This is a genomic window from Microbacterium schleiferi (assembly GCF_015565955.1).
In the GTDB taxonomy this organism is placed as follows: Bacteria; Actinomycetota; Actinomycetes; order Actinomycetales; family Microbacteriaceae; genus Microbacterium; species Microbacterium schleiferi_A.
Genome location: NZ_CP064760.1, coordinates 1,735,734 through 1,754,328, shown reverse-complemented (window position 1 = coordinate 1,754,328; position 18,595 = coordinate 1,735,734). Strand labels below are relative to the sequence as shown.

Below are 18,595 nucleotides of genomic sequence, written 5' to 3'. Positions count from 1 at the left end.
TGATCGCCATGCGCCGCGGAACATTCCGGGACGAAACCGTCGACTATGCCGCTGTCGGGGCCACACAGGCTCCCGACCTCATGCAGTATCCGCCGGAAAAGAGCATTCCCGCCGAAGAGTCCTGGCGAATCGGCAGCGGGCAGGCGCGATTCGAGTCCGCGTCCGAGTCGCTGCTGTCGTGGGCACCCCTGCGCGGCGCGGGCCTGTCGCTGGCAGACATCCGTCCCGCCTCGGGCTCCGGGTACGCCGGTGTCGCGTACGACGCCGACGGGACACCGGTCGCGCCCTCCCGGCGCGAAGCCGAGCAGCGCTTTGATGCCGAAGGCACCCCCTATGTCAGTGCGGGCGCGACGGTGCATGTCACCGGTCGCCTGAGCGGATACCGCGCGGATGCCGAGTTGCGCGTCATCCTGGCCGTGGAAGAACCGCGCCGCACGGCGTTCGCGCTGGGAACGGTCGGTGGTTCGGTCGTGAGCGGCGAAGAACTCTTCTTAATCGAGTGGCGCGACAACGACGAAGTCTGGTTCACCGTCCGAGCCTTCGATCGTCCCGTATCCACGTTGTACCGACTGCTGCCTCGTCTGATTCGTGGTCGGCGGCGACAGCTGTTCCGCGCCTATCTGACCGCGGTATCGCCCCTGTTCGCTCCCTGATGGGCGCGACGCTTCCGCTCGGCGATCCTGTTCCGCGAGACGGGTCCCTTCCCGGCGCCGTCATCGCCCCCGCCACGCCCCTGTCGGCATACGTCCACATTCCGTTCTGCCGCGTGCGCTGCGGGTACTGCGACTTCAATACCTACACCGCCGATGAACTGCGTGGCGCGCGTCGGGAAGACTACGCCGGCACCCTCCGTGACGAGATCGACCTCGCGGCGCGCGTCCTTGCGCCCCACCAACGCCCGCTCAGCACGGTCTTCTTCGGTGGCGGAACACCGACTCTGCTTCCGGCGCGCGATCTGTCCGGGATCCTGGCGACCCTGCAGGATCGGTTCGGACTCGACGCTGACGCCGAAGTCACGGTCGAGGCCAACCCCGACACGGTGACCCCCGACGTGGCGGCAGAGCTGGCCCGCGCGGGAGTGACACGGCTATCGATCGGCATGCAGTCGGCGGTCCCCGAGGTGCTCGCGACGCTCGATCGCACTCATCAGCCCGAGAATGTCGCGACGGCGGTCCAGGCTGCGCGAGACAGCGGGCTGGCCGTGAGCGTCGACCTCATCTATGGAGCCCCCGGTGAAACCCTCGAGCAGTGGCGGCGCAGTGTCGAGGCTGCGCTCGCTCTGGAGACCGATCACATCTCGGCCTACGCGCTGATCGTCGAAGACGGCACGGCTTTGGAGCGCCGCATTCGGCGCGGCGAGGTGCCCGCGCCCGACGACGATGAGCAGGCCGCTATGTATGAGTACGCGGATGCCACCTTCACTGCGGCAGGCTTCGGCTGGTACGAGGTGTCCAACTGGGCGAGGAGTCCGGGCGATCGCTCGCGACACAACCTCGCCTACTGGCGCGGACACGACTGGTGGGGGTTCGGTCCGGGCGCTCACAGTCACATCGGCGGCGTCCGGTTCTGGAACGTCCGCCACCCGGCCGCCTACGCGCAACGACTGTCGGCAGGGGACTCGCCCGGGGCCGGCCTGGAAGTCCCCGACGAGACCGCACGGATGCTGGAGCGGGTGATGCTGCGCGTGCGCACCGTCGAGGGCCTGCCGGTAGCCGAACTGGCACCGCAGAGCCGGCCCGCGGTCGCCGGGCTCGTCGCCGATGGCTTGGTGGACGGCCGTGAGGCGGTTCGAGGCACCATCGTCCTGACCCGCGCGGGCAGACTCCTGGCCGACGGGGTCGTTCGCGCGCTGACGGCGTGATCCGGGGCGCGGGGAGAGGCATCCGCTAGAATTGGCACTCTGAGGATGTGAGTGCTAGCACGACGTCGACGCGGTCGACACCGGATGCGGAAGGAGGCGACATGGTCAGCGAGCGTGGGCTTCAGGTGCTTCGGGCAATCGTGCAGGACTACGTCGACACCCGCGAGCCCGTCGGAAGCAAGGCCATCGTCGAGCGTCACGCCTTCGGTGTGTCGGCCGCCACGATCCGCAACGACATGGCACTTCTCGAGGACGAGGAGCTCATCGAGGCACCCCATACGTCATCCGGTCGTGTCCCGACGGACAAGGGCTACCGGGTTTTCGTCGATCACCTCGCCGAGATTCGGCCGCTCTCGCCTGCGCAGCGCACCGCGATCGCCAGTTTCCTCGAGGGGCCTGGTGACCTCGATGACGCGCTGGCGCGAACAGTCCGAGCGCTGACGCAGCTCACCGGGCAAGTGGCGATCGTGCAGTACCCGTCCTTTTCCAAGGCGACGATCACGCACGTCGAGCTGGTTGCGCTGGAGCCGTCCCGGGTGCTCGTGATCGTGGTCACCGACACGGGACGGGTGTCTCAGCGCCTCGCGCTTCTCACCGGTGTTCTCGACGAGACAGATCTCGCGCGCGTGCGCGCTGAGGTGTCGACGCTGCTGGTCGGACGCAGCGTGCGTCAGGGCGCGAAGCGCGTCGAGGAGCAGGCAGCGGGCGACGTGCGTACCGCTCATCAAACGGCGGTCACCGACATCCTTCGCGTGGTGCAAGAGGAACTGGATGAGTTCCGCCAGGACCGGCTTGTGATGGGAGGCGCCGCCAACCTCGCCCGCCGCGAAAGCGACTTCCGCGGGAGCATCTACCCGCTCTTGGAGGCGATCGAAGAGCAGGTGACGATCCTTCGCCTGATGGGCGAAATGGTGGCCGACGATAACGGACTCGCGGCCAGCATCGGCCGGGAGAATGAGGCCTTCGGGCTCTCCGAGGCATCTGTCATCGCGAGTGACTACGATGCCACGGGCGCCCGAGCCCGCGTGGGGTTGATGGGGCCGACTCGCATGGACTACCCCAGCAACCTCGCTGCCGTGCGCGCGGTCGCGCGGTACCTGACGCGGCTGTTGGCCGAAGACGAAAAGGGCCGATGAGCCCGTGTGACGTGCCCGCGGCAACACGCGGGATGCAGAAAGGTGACCGTGGCTGACCACTACGAGGTCCTTGGCGTGTCGAGAGACGCGTCGCCCGACGAGATCAAGAAGGCGTATCGGCGCCTGGCTCGGGAGCTTCACCCCGATGTGAACCCCGGCGAAGAGGCTGCCGAGCGGTTCAAGCTCGTCACGCACGCCTACGACGTGTTGAGTGACCCGCAGCAGCGGCAGCGCTACGACATGGGCGGGGGACAGAACGGTGGTTTCGGTGGGGCCGGCGACTTCGGCGGGTTCAGCGACATCTTCGAGAGCTTCTTCGGTGGGGGAGGCGCGGCTCGAGGAGGCCGTCCGCGTTCACGCAAGGAGCGCGGGCAGGACGCACTGGTCCGCGTCGATCTCGATCTGAAGGACGTCGTGTTCGGCATCCATCGCGATATCGACGTCGACACCGCCGTGTTGTGCGAGACCTGCAACGGGTCGTGCACGCAGCCCGGCACGACCCCGGTGCGCTGCGACATCTGCCACGGAACCGGCCACATCCAGCGCACGGTTCGAAGCCTCCTCGGCAATGTCGTGACGTCGCAGCCGTGTGGGACGTGCCAGGGGTATGGCACGACGATTCCCTATCCCTGTGCGACATGTCAGGGTCAGGGTCGCGTTCGCGCCCGGCGGACCGTGTCGATCGACATTCCGGCCGGGGTGGACACCGGCCTGCGCCTTCAGCTGCCCGGATCCGGCGAAGTCGGCCCCGGGGGTGGAACCCGCGGCGACCTCTACATCGAGGTCTCGGTCGCAACGCACCCCGTGTTCAGTCGCGAAGGCGACGACCTGCTCGCGACTCTCGAAGTGTCGATGCCGGATGCCGTGCTCGGCGCGACCGCCACGATCGAGGGACTCGACGGGCCGGTGGATCTCGAGGTGCGTCCGGGCGTCCAGTCCGGGGACGTGCTGACCATCAAGGGCCGGGGCATCACGCCGCTACGCGGTAGCCAGCGTGGAGATCTGCGCGTGGGCGTGCACGTTGTCACGCCGACCAAGCTCGATGCCAAGGAACGGGGCCTCATCGAGGAGTTCGCCAAGCGCACGAAGGCTCCTGCGCCTCACCTCGCGGAGTTCCACCAGGGTCTGTTCTCGAAGCTGCGCGATCGGTTCCGGAACGGCTGATCGTGCCGCTTCACTTCGTCGTCGATGATCGGCTGGATGCTGAACCCGGCCAGACCGTGACGCTGACCGGCACCGAGGCTCACCATGCCGCGACGGTGCGCCGGGTGCGTGTGGGCGAGACTGTCACGCTCGGAGACGGTGCGGGGACCTGGGTCGAGGGGACATGCGAAGCCGTCGCGCCGCGCGAGGTCGTCGTCCGTGTTGCCCGTCGCACCGATGTTCCGCGTCCGGACATGCGCATCGAACTCGTCCAAGCTCTCGCGAAGGGGGACCGGGACGAGCTCGCCGTGCAGGCGTCCACGGAGCTCGGGGTAGACAGTATCACCCCGTGGCAGGCAGCGCGCAGTGTCTCACGCTGGGACGCGGGCAAGCGCGCGAAGGGTGTCGCTCGCTGGCGCCAGATCGCGCGCGAGGCAGGCAAGCAGGCCCACCGTGCGTGGCTTCCCGTGGTCAACGACCCGGTGACCACGGCCCAGTTGTGCGAGCGTGCAGGGGCGAGCCGGATGCTGGTGCTCGAACCGACGGCATCGCTGCGCCTGAGCGCGCTGACGCTGGATCCAACCGACCCGCGGGAGATCGTGGTGGTGGTCGGGCCTGAGGGAGGGATCGACCCCTCTGAGCTCAGCTCGCTCGAGGCTGCAGGAGCAACGCTGCTACGCCTGGGTGAGCATGTGCTGCGCACCTCCACCGCGGGACCGGCGGCGATCGCGGCGCTGAGCGCAAGCCTCGGCCGGTGGTAGAGGCCGTCGGTAGACTGAAGCCATGACTGAACCGTCCGTCTTCACGCGCATCCTGCGTGGCGAGATTCCCGCAGAGATCGTCACCGAGACCGAGAACGTGTTCGTCATCCGCGACATCGCGCCGAAGGCGCCGCTGCACCTCCTCGTCATCCCGAAGAGCCCCGACTATCGCGATGTCACCGAGCTTGCCGCGGGTGATCCTGCGCTCCTGGCCGAAATGGTCGCCGTAGCCAAGGATGTTGCGGCCGAGCACGGCGACGGTGACTTCCGGCTCGTGTTCAATACCGGTTCTGGTGCGGGCCAGACGGTGTTCCACGTGCATGCCCATGTCCTCGGTGGTGACCTCACAGAAGGTAGTCTCGGTGGCTGATCCGGGCAGCAGCGCGGAGTCGGGAGACACCGTCACCGAACAGCTGTTCGCTGACGGTGTCGCGATGGTGCAGCTTCTCGGACCGCAGGACCGGCTGTTGCGGGTCGTCGAGCGTGAGCATCCGGATGTCGATGTGCATGTGCGCGGCAACGAGATCACCCTCGCCGGCCGTCCGGAAGCCGTCGCTGCGGCGCGAGACCTCGTCGAAGAGCTCCTCACCATGACCCGTACCGGTCATGACCTCGCACCCGCCGATGTCTCCAGCTCGAACCGCATTCTGCAAAGCGAAGGCAACCCGCGCCCGTCCGAAGTGCTGGGCGAGGCGATCCTCTCGAGCCGCGGCCGGGTGATCCGGCCCAAGACGCTCGGCCAGAAGTCCTACGTGGATGCTATCGAGCACACCACGATCACCTTCGGCATCGGGCCTGCCGGTACCGGCAAGACCTACCTGGCGATGGCCAAGGCGGTGCAGGCGCTGCAGTGCAAAGAGGTCAGCCGCATCATCCTGACCCGCCCCGCGGTCGAAGCGGGGGAGCGTCTCGGGTTTCTACCGGGCACGTTGACCGACAAGATCGACCCCTACCTGCGGCCGCTCTACGACGCGCTCAACGAGATGATGGATCCCGAGATCGTCCCGAAGCTTATGGCGACGGGAACGATCGAGGTTGCGCCGCTGGCGTACATGCGTGGTCGGACCCTCAACGATTCGTTCGTCGTGCTGGATGAAGCCCAGAACACGACTCCCGAACAGATGAAGATGTTCCTGACCCGGCTCGGGTTCAACACCAAGATGGTCGTCACCGGTGACATCACGCAGATCGACCTGCCGCAGGGAGCATCGGGTCTGCGTCTGGTGACGAAGGTGCTGGGCACCATCGACGACATCCACTTCGCTTATCTCACCAGCGACGACGTCGTGCGGCATTCGCTCGTCGGCAAGATCGTTGACGCGTATTCCGAGTACGACGACCGGCGCCTCTCGGCCAAGCGTGAACGCGACGAGGCGAGCGAGCTCAGCAACCGGGCCGAACGACGCAGTGCAACCCGCCCTGCCGGCCCCCGCGATCACCTGCCCAAGCGAGGACGCCGATGACGATCGAGATCACGAATGAGTCGGGCATCGCGGTGGACGAGACCGTCCTGCTTCGCCTGACCGAGAACAACCTCGCAGAACTCTTCGTGAGCCCGGACGCCGACCTCGCCATCCTTCTGGTCGATGAGGGCGCGATGGAGTCCTTGCACGTCCAATGGATGGACGAACCCGGTCCCACCGATGTGCTCAGCTTCCCCATGGATGAGCTTCGCCCCGGCACCGAAGATGCCCCGACGCCCGAAGGTCTGCTCGGTGACATCGTCCTGTGCCCGCAGGTCGCCGAGAGTCAGGCGCAGGCGGCAGGCCACTCCACGATGGATGAGTTGATCTTGCTCACCACTCACGGGCTGCTGCACCTGCTCGGTTTCGATCACGCCGAGCCCGCGGAGGAACGCGAGATGTTCGCGCTGCAGCGGGACCTCATCACACGATTCCATGCGGCCGAACGCCGCCGCCTCAAGCCGTGACCGCGGCTCTGCTGCTCGCCGCAGCCGCATTGCTGGTCGCCTTCGGCGGTCTGATGGCGGCGGTGGATGCTGCGCTCGGGGTGACCTCGCGGTCAGATCTCGAAGAGATGAGCCAGGCGGGCCGCAACGCGGCATTCCTGCGCGGCATCGCCGATGACCCGGCAGCTCACGCCAACGCGGCCGGCTTCATTCGCGTTCTGTCCGAGACGACGGCTGCCGTGCTGGTCACGGTGGCGCTGACGATCCTGTTCGACAGCATCTGGTGGGCGATGCTGGCAGCCGCCATCATCATGACGGGCATCTCGTTCGTCGTCGTCGGCGCGAGCCCCCGGAGCGTCGGGCGGCTGCATGCCAAGGCGCTGCTGCGCGGGGCAGCTCCCGTCATCCGCGCCATGCGCATCGTGCTGGGTCCCCTCGCCCACGGGCTTGTCGCCCTCGGCGACCGGGTGACACCCGGCGTTGCCCGTGGGTCGTCGTTCGCCTCCGAAGAGCAGCTGCTGAGCATGGTGGATGAGGCGGCCTCGCAGGACCTCATCGAAGAGGATGACCGCGAGCTGATCCACTCCGTGTTCGATTTCACCGACACGTATGTCCGGGCTGTCATGGTGCCGCGCACCGAGATGGTCACCGTTGACGCCGACACGACGACCAAGGATGCGATGGAGCTGTTCCTCGACAAGGGCGTGTCGCGCGTTCCGATCGTCGATGACGATGCTGACGACGTCATCGGGATGGTCTACCTCAAGGATCTCGTCCAGTTCGCCTACCGGGACGAGGCGGGGTGGCGTGCAGCTGCGGTCTCACAGCTCGCGCGTCCCGCCGTATTCGTGCCCGAGTCCATGCGCGCGGAAACTCTGCTTCAGCAGATGAAGCGCGAAGCCGTGCACGTGTGCATGGTGGTCGATGAGTACGGTGGTGTCTCCGGACTCGTGACCCTCGAGGACCTGATCGAGGAACTCGTCGGCGAGATCGCGGACGAGTTCGATCCGCGGGCCACGGAGATCGCCGAGGTCGCTGAAGGTCGCTACCGCGTGAGTGCTCGTCTGGGTCTCGCCGAGGTCGGAGAGCTGTTCGACCTCGATCTGGAAGACGATGAAGTGGACTCGATCGGCGGGCTGCTCGGTAAGCAGCTCGGCAAGGTCCCGCAGCCCGGAGCAGTGACGGAGTTCGAGGGTCTGCGAATCACCGGCGGCGCATCCCGTGGCAAGGGCCGCGGAATCACCACCGTTTTCGTGGAACGTATCCCGCAGCCCTCGGGTGTCGACGCCGAAGCTGAGAGCACCGACGATGGCGGCGCGTCTGCGTCGTCCGGTCCGGTGAATGAACGGAAGGTGCGGTCATGAGCGAGAGTGAGTTCCGGTCGGGCTTCGTGACATTCGTGGGACGGCCCAATGTTGGGAAGTCGACGCTCATGAATGCGCTCGTGGGAGAGAAGATCGCGATCACGAGCGACAAACCCCAGACCACCAGGCGCGCCATTCGCGGCATCCTGAACCGCCCCGGCGGACAGATCGTCATCGTCGACACTCCGGGCCTGCACCGGCCCCGCACCCTGCTGGGTCAGCGCCTGAACGACCTTGTCGAAGAGGTCCTCGGCGACGTCGATGTGATCGCCTTCTGCGCCCCGGCCACCGAGAAGGTCGGCCCCGGTGACCGTCGGATCGCGGAGTCGCTCGACGGGTATGCGTCGGCACGGAAGATCGCCGTGGTGACCAAGACGGATGCCGCCTCCCGCGACCAGATCACGGAGCGGCTCATGGAAGTGGATGCCCTGCGCGAGGACTGGGCTGCCGTGATCCCGCTCTCAGCCGCCACCGACGATCAGTTGGGTGTGCTCGCCGACGAGATCCTGCGGCTCCTGCCCGAGGGACCAGCGCTCTACCCGGATGGCGTCGTGACCGACGAGTCCGACGATGACCGCGTCGCCGAGATCATCCGGGAAGCCGCCCTCGATGGGGTGCGGGACGAGCTGCCCCACTCCATCGCCGTCGTCATCCAGGAGGTCGCACCGCGAGAGGGCTCCGATCTCATCGACGTCTACGCCGACATCGTCGTTGAGCGCGACAGCCAGAAGGCGATCATCATCGGGCACAAGGGGTCGCGACTCGCGCGCGTCGGTGCTGCGGCGCGCGGACAGATCGAGCCGTTGCTCGGATCCCGCGTGTTCCTGTCTCTCCACGTCAAGGTCGCCAAGGACTGGCAGCGAGACCCGAAGCAGCTCGGCCGCCTCGGCTTCTGACACCTGGTCGCCGCCGCGAGCTCAGCCGATCGGGCGGAGCGCGGAGCGGATGATGACGACGCCATCGCCGTAATCGGTATCAGCCGCGGCCTGCAGCGTGCCGTCATCCCAGACGACGTCCGCCCAGAGGTAGCCGTCCTGCGTCCAGGTGGCGAGCAGCAGATCGCCGAGCGCCGCCGGCAGTTCGGTCGCGATCTCGTCGAGTTCGGCGGCCGGTGTCTCGCCGGGTACCCCGCCCGTCGGGTGCTCGGGCCTCATCGGGTCGTACAGCGCGAGCATGATCGGTGGCTGGGTGACGGTGAACACGTCACCATCGAACGTGCCGAACACGGCATACGTGCCCCACCGTGTTTCGCCCGATTCCTCGTACCCATCGACCCCGTCCCAGCTCCAGTCCACGAGCGTGAGACCGTCGCATTGGGGTGGGAAGGACTCGGCGACAGGACCGAGGCAGAGCGTTGCGTCGCCGGCGACATCCAGCAACATTCCGGTGCCGACCACCTCGCCCGAGGGCGGAGCTACCTGCGCCGTCGCGAGCGCGCTCCCTCCCGCCGACTGCCCGGTAGCGCAGCCGGCCATGACGAGGAGTGAGGCGGCAGCGACAGCTGCCGTGCTGATCCGAGTGACAATGCCCATACCCCTGGAGTGTCGGTGGAAGCACAATCGTCTCGCAGGTCATAGGGCGATTTGCTGATAACATCGCCCTATGCGTGCACTCTCGCTTCTTCTTAGCTGCCGCGGCGGGGCCATCTAGGGCCTACCTCGTCGCGGAGCTTCGTGCCGGCCCGTTCACCTCGAGCCAGAAGACAAAGCAGGAAGAAGCGACACCATGAAGAACACCCAGACGTCGTCGGGGATGCCGACGCACAAGTACGTTCCGTATCACGAGCAGATCCGCGTCTCGGTCCCCGATCGCACGTGGCCTGACGCCAAGATCACGCAGGCGCCTCGATGGTGTGCGGTTGACCTGCGCGACGGAAACCAGGCCCTCATCGACCCGATGAGCCCCGAACGCAAGCGGATCATGTTCGATCTGCTCGTGAAGATGGGCTACAAGGAGATCGAGGTCGGTTTCCCCTCCGCAAGCCAGACCGATTTCGACTTCGTCCGCCACCTCATCGAAGACGGTGTGATCCCGGACGACGTCACGATCCAGGTCCTGACCCAGGCGCGCGAGCACCTCATTGAGCGCACCTACGAGTCCATCCATGGCGCGAAGCGCGCGATCGTGCACCTCTACAACTCGACGAGCATCCTGCAGCGCGACGTCGTGTTCCGCACCGACAAGCAGGGGATCATCGACATCGCGCTCGAGGGTGCTCGCCTGTGCAAGAAGTTCGAGGCCACGGTCCCGGGCACCGAGGTGTTCTACGAGTACTCGCCCGAGAGCTACACCGGTACCGAACTCGAGTTCGCTGTCGACGTCTGCAACCAGGTGCTGGAGGTGTTCGAGCCCACTCCCGAGCGCAAGGTGATCATCAACCTGCCTGCCACGGTCGAGATGGCCACGCCGAACGTGTATGCCGACTCGATCGAGTGGATGAGTCGCCACCTGAGCCACCGCGAGAACGTCATCATTTCGCTGCACCCGCACAACGACCGGGGCACGGCGATCGCTGCGGCAGAACTCGGATACATGGCCGGCGCCGATCGGATCGAAGGATGCCTGTTCGGCAACGGCGAGCGCACCGGAAACGTCGACCTGGTGGCACTGGGTATCAACCTGTTCACGCAGGGTGTCGATCCGCAGATCGACTTCAGCGACATCGACCAGGTCAAGCGCACCGTCGAGTACTGCAACCAGCTGCCGGTGCACGAGCGCAGCCCGTGGGCGGGCGACCTCGTGTTTACGGCTTTCAGCGGCTCCCACCAGGATGCGATCAAGAAGGGCTTCGAGTCGATGGCTGCTGCTGCCGACGAACGGGGCGTCTCTGTCGACGAGCTGGAGTGGGCGGTCCCGTATCTGCCGATCGATCCCAAGGACCTCGGTCGCTCCTACGAAGCGGTCATCCGGGTCAACTCGCAGTCAGGGAAGGGCGGCGTCGCCTATCTGCTGAAGACCGACCACGCGCTGGATCTGCCGCGACGGCTGCAGATCGAGTTCTCGGGAGTCGTTCAAGCCAAGACGGATGCCGAAGGTGGCGAGGTCACCAGTGAGCAGATCTGGTCGATCTTCACGGACGAGTATCTGCCCGCAGCAGCCGCCGACGAGCGTTGGGGCCGCTTCGAGTTGCTGTCGACCCGCACCGAGAGCGATATGACCGGTGACGTCGCGCTGGACGTGCGCTTGCGCGATGGCGACACCGAGATCACGGCTCGTGGGATCGGCAACGGTCCGGTCGCCGCGTTCCTCGAGGTTCTGCGTGAGCAGGGCTTCGATGTCACTGTCTACGACTACGTTGAGCACGCTCTCAGCGCCGGTGGCGATGCGCAGGCTGCCGCCTATGTGGAACTGCAGGCCGAGGGCGAGCGCCTCTGGGGTGTCGGGATCGACGGCGACATCTCGACGGCCTCGCTGAAGGCCATCGTGTCGGGCGTGAACCGTGCCATCCGGGTACGTGAGGCATCTGGGGTGCTCGCAGCAGTCTGACCCTCATCGTGCACGCGGGGTCGCCGGTCAGCCGGTGACCCCGTTGCCGTCTGCGTCCCTCTCACGCGCGTCGCCGACGACGGTGATCGCCGATGTCTCGACGGCGACTTTGCGGCGGTAGAGGGCGCGCTGTTCGGGGAGCGAGATGTCGAAGACGACGGCGAGAAGCCGGATGACCGTCGTGACCGACACAGCGATGATGGCTGAGGCGACCAGCGGCACACCGAAACCATGGGCGATCGTGAGCGCCCCGCACCCGACGGCGGCAGCGACCGCATAGAGCGAACCGACGTGCATGATCGCGACGGGAAGCCCCATGAGCACGTCGCGAAGGATGCCGCCGCCGACCGCTGCAGCCACCCCCACGAAGACCGCGGGGACCGCAGGAAGGCCCATGACCAGCGCCTTGCTCGTCCCGAACGCGCCGAACAGGCCGATGACCAGGGCATCCAATCCCACGATGAGCCAGTTCACGCGGTTCAGGACGGATGCCAGCAGCATTCCCAGGAGCGCCGCGGCGATCGCGGTCAACAGATACCAGTTGGACTGCAGCGTCGAGGGTGCCACGTTCAGGAGCAGATCGCGGATGAGGCCGCCGCCCATCCCCATGACGATCCCGATGATCGCCACGCCCAGGAGGTCGAGCCGTCGTTGACCGCGGAATCCCGAGGCAAACAGCGCGCCTTGGAGACCGCCCAGTGCCACGGCTGACAGATCAGCCCACAGCGGGATGACGAAGAGCGGCTCGTTCACCCGTCCATTGTCGCTCGGTGCCGGGATAATCGAGAGGTGCCCACCTATCGCGACGAGGTCGTGGTCCTGCGCACCCACAAGTTGGGCGAAGCGGACCGGATCGTCACCCTGTTGAGCCGCCGGCACGGCAAGGTCCGTGCGGTGGCGAAGGGGGTACGTCGCACGTCGTCACGGTTCGGTGCCCGCCTCGAACCGTTCATGGTCGCCGATGTCCTGCTCTACCAGGGACGATCGCTCGACATCGTGCAACAGGCAGACAGCCTCGGCGCGTACGGCGCCGATATCGCGCTGCACTACGACCGCTATACGGCAGCACACGCGATGGTTGAGGCTGCAGACCGGCTCAGTGAGTCAGAAGCCACGACACCCCAGTACTTGCTGCTCCTCGGGGGCTCCGGGCTTTGGCGCGGGGCGAGCACGGTTCGCGCAGCATCCTCGATTCGTATCTGCTTCGCGTGATGGCGTTGTCAGGATGGGCGCCCGGCCTTGACGCGTGCGCCCGGTGCGGGCGCGTCGGCGAGCACACGTCCTTCGTCGCGCAGCTCGGTGGGATGGTGTGCCCGGATTGCGCGCCGGTCGGCTCGGCGCGGGTGGATGCCGAGACCCTCGGGGTGCTGCGCGCGCTCATGACGGGGGAGTGGTCGATCGTCGATGCGGCATCGCCGCATGCGGGCGGCGCCGCATCCGGCCTGATTGCTGCCTACACCCAGTGGCACCTTGAGCGCGGCATCCGTTCGCTCGAGCATCTCGGTACGTTCGCGCCACCCGAGCCGAAGGCGCCGCCCCTGCAGACTATGGAACCCACATCGTGAGCCCCAAGCCCTACACCCACCGGGATGCCGTCGCCTACCGGCCGATCGACTGGACGGGAATCTACCCGCCGGACTACCCGAAGGGGTCAGTGCCCAGCCACGTCGCGATCGTCATGGACGGAAACGGACGCTGGGCGAACCGGCGGGGTCTCACACGCGTCGAGGGCCACAAGGCCGGTGAGGCGGCGCTGTTGGATGTCGTGGCAGGCGCGATTCAGGCCGGCGTCAAGCACCTCTCTGTCTATGCGTTCTCGACCGAGAACTGGTCGCGGTCGCCTGACGAAGTCCGCTTCCTTATGGGGTTCAATCGCGACGTTCTCCATCGGCGCCGTGATCAGCTCAACGAGTGGGGTGTCAGGGTTCGGTGGGCGGGCAGAAAGCCTCGGCTCTGGTCGAGCGTCATCAAGGAACTGCAGTTCGCCGAGCAGCTGACGGCGGACAATGACGTGTTGACGCTCACGATGTGCGTCAACTACGGGGGCCGCGTCGAGCTCGTGGACGCGGTGCGTTCGATCGCCGATGACGTTGCGGCGGGCAAGCTGCGGGCCTCGGCGGTCAACGAGAAGCTCATCGCACGCCGCCTGTACCAGCCAGACATGCCCGACGTTGATCTGTTCGTGCGATCGAGCGGCGAACAGCGCACCTCCAACTTTCTCTTGTGGGAGTCCGCCTACGCGGAGTTCGCCTTCCTCGATACCCTCTGGCCGGACTTCTCCCGAGCTGACCTGTGGCGGGCCATCGACCTGTATCTCGGCCGCGATCGCCGTTTCGGCGGGGCGGTCGACACCCCGGAGCCTCCTGCGCTCTAGCCCGCGTGGTCGTTCCGAGCCCACAGAGGTTTCGCAGGGCGGTGGCGGCGGCCCGGCGAGTGCTGAGAGACTCGAGGTGACCCGGAGGAGATGCCATGCTTCACGAACGGGACAACATCCGCGATGAGCTATTCGACGAGGTGTTCGCCTCGACCGAGCTATCGGCGCGGCTCCCCAAGTTCCGGATGCCCCAGAGCGAACAGCTCGCGCGGCACGCCTATCAGCTCGTCTCCGATGAGCTGATCCTCGACGGCAACTCACGCCAGAACCTCGCGACGTTCTGCCAGACGTGGCTGGAACCGGAGGTCAGGGACCTCATGTCCCAGACGCTCGACAAGAACATGGTCGACAAGGACGAGTATCCGCAGACTGCCGCAATCGAGGCACGATGCGTGCATATCCTTGCCGACCTGTGGAACTCGCCCGAGGCCGAGAACACGCTCGGTACCTCCACGACCGGATCGAGCGAGGCAGCGATGCTCGGCGGCATGGCGCTGCTGTGGAAGTGGCGTGAGCGCCGCCGTGCAGCTGGACTGTCGACCGACAAGCCAAACCTCATCTGCGGGCCCGTGCAGGTCTGTTGGCACAAGTTCGCCCGCTACTGGGACATCGAGCTGCGGGAGATACCCATGGAGCACGACCGGCTCATCATGACGCCCGACGAAGTGATTTCCCGGGCGGATGAGAACACGATCGGCGTCGTCCCCACACTGGGCGTGACCTTCACCGGGCAGTTCGAGCCTGTTGCAGCCGTGAGCGCCGCTCTCGACGATCTGCAGACACGCACGGGCCTCGACATCCCGATCCACGTCGACGGTGCAAGCGGCGGCTTCCTCGCACCCTTCACCGCCCCCGACATCGTCTGGGACTTCCGCCTTCCTCGCGTGAAGTCCATCAACGCGTCGGGACACAAGTTCGGCCTCGCCCCGCTCGGCGTCGGCTGGATCGTCTGGCGCGACGCATCCGAGCTCCCCGAAGACCTGATCTTCGAGGTGAACTATCTCGGTGGCAACATGCCGACGTTCGCGCTGAACTTCTCGCGTCCTGGCGGCCAGGTCATCGCGCAGTACTACAACTTCGTCCGTCTGGGTTACGAGGGCTATCGGCGGGTGCAGCAGGCCTGCTACGACACGGCGTTGTACCTGGCCGAAGAGATCACGAAGCTCGGTCACTTCGAGATCATCAACGACGGAAGCCCCGAGCACGGGATTCCCGCGGTTTCGTGGAAACTCGTGGAGGGGGTCGACCACGGGTTCACGCTCTTCGATCTCGCCGACCGGCTCCGGACCCGCGGCTGGCAGGTGCCGGCCTACACGATGCCGGCCAACCGACAGGATCTCGCCGTGCAGCGCATCCTCGTCCGTGCCGGATTCAGCCGCGACGAGGCCACGCTCCTGATGGATGACTATCGTGACGCGATCGCCCACTTCGACCGGCATCCGGTCTCGGTGCCGATGAGCGAGGAAGAGGCTGGTAGCTTCCACCACTGAGGTCGTAGATGACGCGTCGAGGCGTCAGCGGGGGAGTGCGCCCTCGATTACCGCGACGATCGCGGGATCGTCCGGCTTGGTGGTCGGCCGGAAGCGGTGGACGGTGCCATCGGGGGTAATCATGAACTTCTCGAAGTTCCACAGCACGGGGCCACGCTTGCCCTCGGCATCCTGCGCCTTCTTCAGCGCCTTGTAGAGGGGCGCGGCGTGCGAGCCGTTCACCTTGATCTTCTCGACGACCGGAAACGACACACCCCACGTGGTCGCGCAGTAGTCGAGGATCTCTTCCATGCTGCCGGGCTCCTGCCCCATGAACTGGTTGCAGGGGAAGCCGACGACGGTGAATCCACGATCGCCGTAGGTCTTCTGCAGCTGCTCGAGCTGTTCGTACTGCGGGGTCAGGCCGCACTTGGAGGCGACATTGACCACCATGACCACGCCGTCGCCGTACTCGGCCAGCGTCGCGCTCCCGCCGTCGGCGGTGGTGAAAGGGATGTCACGGAGGGGAACCTGCTGCACGTCGGTCATGGGTTCAGGCTACCGCCGGCTCGGCGGGGCGGCGCGGCTCGGCATCCCCGTGGTCTGGGAGAATGGGGGGATGCCGTCCACCCCGTCCGCCACGTCTGTCGCGCCGCTGCGCATCGGTCCGATCACGGTCGATGCGCCTGTTGTGCTCGCGCCTATGGCGGGCATTACCAACACGGCGTTTCGGCGACTGTGCCGCGAGTACGGCGCCGGTCTCTACGTGAGTGAGATGATCACGTCGCGGGCTCTCGTGGAGCGGAACGAGACGACGATGCGGCTGATCACCCACCACGAGTCCGAGACGCCCCGGTCCATTCAGCTGTATGGCGTGGATCCGGCCACCGTGGAGGCAGCGGTTCGCATTCTCGTGGAGGAGGACCGGGCCGATCACATCGACATGAACTTCGGATGCCCCGTGCCCAAGGTCACGCGGAAGGGCGGCGGCGCGGCGCTTCCCTGGAAGCTCGGCCTGTTCCGCGAGATTGTCACGCGCGCCGTGGCTGCGGCGGGGCGCGTCCCGGTGACGGTGAAGATGCGCAAGGGCATCGATGACGACCACCTCACCTACCTCGAAGCCGGAAGGATCGCCGAGGACGCTGGGGTCGCCGCCGTTGCGCTCCACGCCCGAACAGCCGCCCAGTTCTACTCCGGTGAGGCGGACTGGGAGGCGATCGCCCGTCTCAAGGACCACGTGACCTCGATCCCGGTACTGGGCAACGGCGATATCTGGGCCGCTGAGGATGCGACACGGATGATGTTCGAAACAGGGTGCGACGGCGTGGTCGTCGGTCGTGGATGCTTGGGACGGCCGTGGCTGTTCGGAGAGTTGGCGCGGGCCTTCGAGGTCGATGCCGGTCCGACGGTGGATGCGACGCTCGGCTTCGTTGCGCGCGCTTTTCGCAGGCACGCCGAGCTCTTGGTCGAGTTCTTCGACGACGAGGGTCGAGGATGCCGCGACATCCGCAAGCACGTCGCGTGGTACTTCAAGGGGTACCCGGTGGGCGGAGACCTGCGAGCACGGCTCGCGACGGTGTCGTCGATCGCTGAGATCGACGCACTCCTGGCGGAAATGGACCTCGATGCGCCGTACCCCGGGAGCGCCGCCGAGGGACAGCGCGGGCGCGCCGGAAGCCCGAAGCGCCCCGCGCTTCCGGACCGATGGCTCGAATCGCAGGAGATTGACGGTGTCGACTCGTGTGCACTCGCCGACGCCGAACTGGACCACAGCGGTGGCTGAGCGGGAAATCCCGGTGTACCCCGGGTACTCGGATGCCGATGCCGAACGTTTCTACGCCGAGCGACACCGGTCGCAGCGCGACGGCTTCGCGCGGGACCGGGCGAGGGTCCTGCATTCGGCGTCTCTTCGTCGACTTGCCGCGAAGACGCAGGTCCTGAGTCCGGCAAGCCCCGCTGACTTCGCCCGCAACCGCCTGACGCACTCGCTCGAGGTCGCCCAGGTGGGACGCGAGCTGGCAACCGCGCTGCAGCTGGCTCCCGACGTCGTGGATACCGCCTGCCTCAGCCACGACCTCGGGCATCCTCCGTTCGGTCATAACGGCGAGCGTGCGCTGAACGACTGGGCCGAAGACATCGGGGGCTTCGAAGGCAATGCGCAGACCCTGCGCATCCTGTCTCGTCTGGAGCCCAAGGTCATCGGCGCGGACGGCCGCAGCCACGGGCTGAACCTCACACGGGCGAGCCTGGATGCGACGTGCAAGTACCCGTGGACCTCGGCGCACCCGCTCCCTGATCCCGGTGGGCGTCTCAAGTACGGGGTCTACGACGAGGACGAGGCGGTGTTCGTCTGGATGCGCCTGGGCGCTCCGGGGCGCGTTCGCTGCGTCGAGGCGGAGGTCATGGACCTCTCCGATGACATCGCCTATTCGGTGCACGACTTCGAAGACGCGATCGTCAATGGCTATCTGGATCCGGCTCGGCTGGCCGACCCTGCCGAGCACGACGCTCTCATCCAGGCCATCCAGACGTGGGTGGGCTACGACTTCGCCCGAGATGAATTGGAAGACGCGCTGTACCGCCTGATGCGGATGCCGGAGTGGGTCGCGACCTTCTCGGGAACGCGGTCTGATCTGGCCCGGCTGAAGAACCTCACCAGCGACCTCATCGGCCGCTTCGCCCGTGCCGCCGTCACGGCGACCCGCGCTGCCGCCACAGGTCCCGACTTGACGCGTTTCCACGCTCACGTCGTCGTTCCTCGCGTCATCGAGGCGGAGATGGGGGTGCTCAAGGGCATCATTGGTGCTGTGGTGGTGAGTATCGACGGTCGCAAGGCGCTCTACAAGGAACAGCGCCGCCTGCTCAAGCGCCTGGCCACAGCGCTCTGGGAGAACCCCCACGAGCTGGATGCCGTACATCGAGAAGACTTCGATCACGCCGCCAGCGATCGCGAACGGCGCCGCACGATCGTCGACCAGGTAGCGAGCCTGACAGACCAGCACGCGATCTCGTGGCACGGCCGCCTCGTGGGCGAGGTCGACGCCGCTTCGCTGGGCATCTGGGTACCCGGTGCGCCGATGCGGACGCGGTAG

At 66.6% G+C, this 18,595-nt stretch carries 18 protein-coding genes and 1 pseudogene; 16 read left to right on the top strand and 3 right to left on the bottom strand.

The features are described from left to right. Nucleotides 1-8: 8 nt before the first annotated feature. From IT882_RS08360 to era, 10 genes are all read left to right on the top strand, one after another. A complete protein-coding gene (locus IT882_RS08360) occupies nucleotides 9-653 on the top strand; it encodes a DUF1990 family protein (protein ID WP_195691516.1) in 645 nt (214 codons plus the stop codon). Then, nucleotides 653-1,861: a radical SAM family heme chaperone HemW gene (gene hemW, locus IT882_RS08355; RefSeq protein WP_195691515.1), complete on the top strand. Its 1,209-nt coding sequence runs from the start codon at nucleotides 653-655 to the stop codon at nucleotides 1,859-1,861. Before IT882_RS08360 ends, hemW begins: the two co-directional genes overlap by 1 nt. Before the next feature lie 101 nt (nucleotides 1,862-1,962). Then, entirely contained in the window at nucleotides 1,963-2,997 is a 1,035-nt protein-coding gene (gene hrcA, locus IT882_RS08350) for a heat-inducible transcriptional repressor HrcA (protein WP_195691514.1), read from the top strand. 48 nt (nucleotides 2,998-3,045) lie between these two features. Further along, nucleotides 3,046-4,161 (top strand): molecular chaperone DnaJ, encoded by a 1,116-nt coding sequence (gene dnaJ, locus IT882_RS08345; RefSeq protein WP_195691513.1) that lies wholly within the window; start codon nucleotides 3,046-3,048, stop codon nucleotides 4,159-4,161. Nucleotides 4,162-4,163: 2 nt separating this feature from the next. Beyond that, nucleotides 4,164-4,901 carry a 16S rRNA (uracil(1498)-N(3))-methyltransferase gene (locus tag IT882_RS08340; RefSeq protein WP_195691512.1) on the top strand — a complete coding sequence of 246 codons (738 nt, stop codon included), beginning with the start codon at nucleotides 4,164-4,166 and terminating at the stop codon, nucleotides 4,899-4,901. 22 nt (nucleotides 4,902-4,923) lie between these two features. Beyond that, a complete protein-coding gene (locus IT882_RS08335; RefSeq protein WP_195691511.1) occupies nucleotides 4,924-5,271 on the top strand; it encodes a histidine triad nucleotide-binding protein in 348 nt (115 codons plus the stop codon). 64 nt (nucleotides 5,272-5,335) lie between these two features. After that, nucleotides 5,336-6,364: a PhoH family protein gene (locus IT882_RS08330; RefSeq protein ID WP_229382385.1), complete on the top strand. Its 1,029-nt coding sequence runs from the start codon at nucleotides 5,336-5,338 to the stop codon at nucleotides 6,362-6,364. After that, nucleotides 6,361-6,831, top strand: coding sequence for an rRNA maturation RNase YbeY (gene ybeY, locus IT882_RS08325; RefSeq protein WP_195691510.1), 471 nt, complete (start codon nucleotides 6,361-6,363; stop codon nucleotides 6,829-6,831). Before IT882_RS08330 ends, ybeY begins: the two co-directional genes overlap by 4 nt. Next, the gene (locus tag IT882_RS08320) at nucleotides 6,828-8,174 is read left to right on the top strand and encodes a hemolysin family protein (RefSeq protein ID WP_195691509.1); all 1,347 of its coding nucleotides are present in this window, start codon (nucleotides 6,828-6,830) and stop codon (nucleotides 8,172-8,174) included. Before ybeY ends, IT882_RS08320 begins: the two co-directional genes overlap by 4 nt. Next, complete coding sequence (gene era / locus IT882_RS08315; RefSeq protein ID WP_195691508.1) at nucleotides 8,171-9,070, top strand: GTPase Era; 900 nt, start codon at nucleotides 8,171-8,173, stop codon at nucleotides 9,068-9,070. The genes IT882_RS08320 and era overlap by 4 nt, the downstream gene beginning before the upstream one ends. Before the next feature lie 21 nt (nucleotides 9,071-9,091). Here era and IT882_RS08310 read toward each other — a convergent pair whose 3' ends face one another. Then, nucleotides 9,092-9,706 (bottom strand): hypothetical protein, encoded by a 615-nt coding sequence (locus tag IT882_RS08310; RefSeq protein WP_195691507.1) that lies wholly within the window; start codon nucleotides 9,704-9,706, stop codon nucleotides 9,092-9,094. Between the two features lie 193 nt (nucleotides 9,707-9,899). On the opposite strand from IT882_RS08310, the gene leuA reads away from it, so the two are divergent. Next, a complete protein-coding gene (gene leuA / locus IT882_RS08305) occupies nucleotides 9,900-11,660 on the top strand; it encodes a 2-isopropylmalate synthase (RefSeq protein WP_195691506.1) in 1,761 nt (586 codons plus the stop codon). Between the two features lie 27 nt (nucleotides 11,661-11,687). On the opposite strand, the gene IT882_RS08300 is transcribed toward leuA, so the two are convergent. After that, nucleotides 11,688-12,413, bottom strand: a complete 726-nt coding sequence (locus IT882_RS08300) for a trimeric intracellular cation channel family protein (RefSeq protein WP_195691505.1) — start codon at nucleotides 12,411-12,413, stop codon at nucleotides 11,688-11,690. 36 nt (nucleotides 12,414-12,449) lie between these two features. Here IT882_RS08300 and recO point away from each other — a divergent pair. The 3 genes and pseudogenes from recO (at nucleotide 12,450) to IT882_RS08285 (ending at nucleotide 15,524) form a co-directional block, all read left to right on the top strand. Beyond that, a pseudogene (recO, locus tag IT882_RS08295) lies at nucleotides 12,450-13,225 on the top strand (DNA repair protein RecO). After that, complete coding sequence (locus IT882_RS08290; RefSeq protein ID WP_195691504.1) at nucleotides 13,222-14,034, top strand: isoprenyl transferase; 813 nt, start codon at nucleotides 13,222-13,224, stop codon at nucleotides 14,032-14,034. Before recO ends, IT882_RS08290 begins: the two are co-directional and overlap by 4 nt. Nucleotides 14,035-14,129: 95 nt before the next feature. Next, the gene (locus IT882_RS08285; protein ID WP_195691503.1) at nucleotides 14,130-15,524 is read left to right on the top strand and encodes a glutamate decarboxylase; all 1,395 of its coding nucleotides are present in this window, start codon (nucleotides 14,130-14,132) and stop codon (nucleotides 15,522-15,524) included. A gap of 24 nt (nucleotides 15,525-15,548) precedes the next feature. Here the strand turns inward: IT882_RS08285 and IT882_RS08280 are convergent, their stop codons facing one another. Next, nucleotides 15,549-16,052 (bottom strand): glutathione peroxidase, encoded by a 504-nt coding sequence (locus IT882_RS08280; RefSeq protein ID WP_195691502.1) that lies wholly within the window; start codon nucleotides 16,050-16,052, stop codon nucleotides 15,549-15,551. Nucleotides 16,053-16,122: 70 nt separating this feature from the next. Here IT882_RS08280 and dusB point away from each other — a divergent pair, with 70 nt between their 5' ends. Beyond that, complete coding sequence (dusB, locus tag IT882_RS08275; protein WP_229381999.1) at nucleotides 16,123-17,286, top strand: tRNA dihydrouridine synthase DusB; 1,164 nt, start codon at nucleotides 16,123-16,125, stop codon at nucleotides 17,284-17,286. Then, nucleotides 17,234-18,595: a deoxyguanosinetriphosphate triphosphohydrolase gene (locus tag IT882_RS08270; RefSeq protein ID WP_229381998.1), complete on the top strand. Its 1,362-nt coding sequence runs from the start codon at nucleotides 17,234-17,236 to the stop codon at nucleotides 18,593-18,595. Before dusB ends, IT882_RS08270 begins: the two co-directional genes overlap by 53 nt.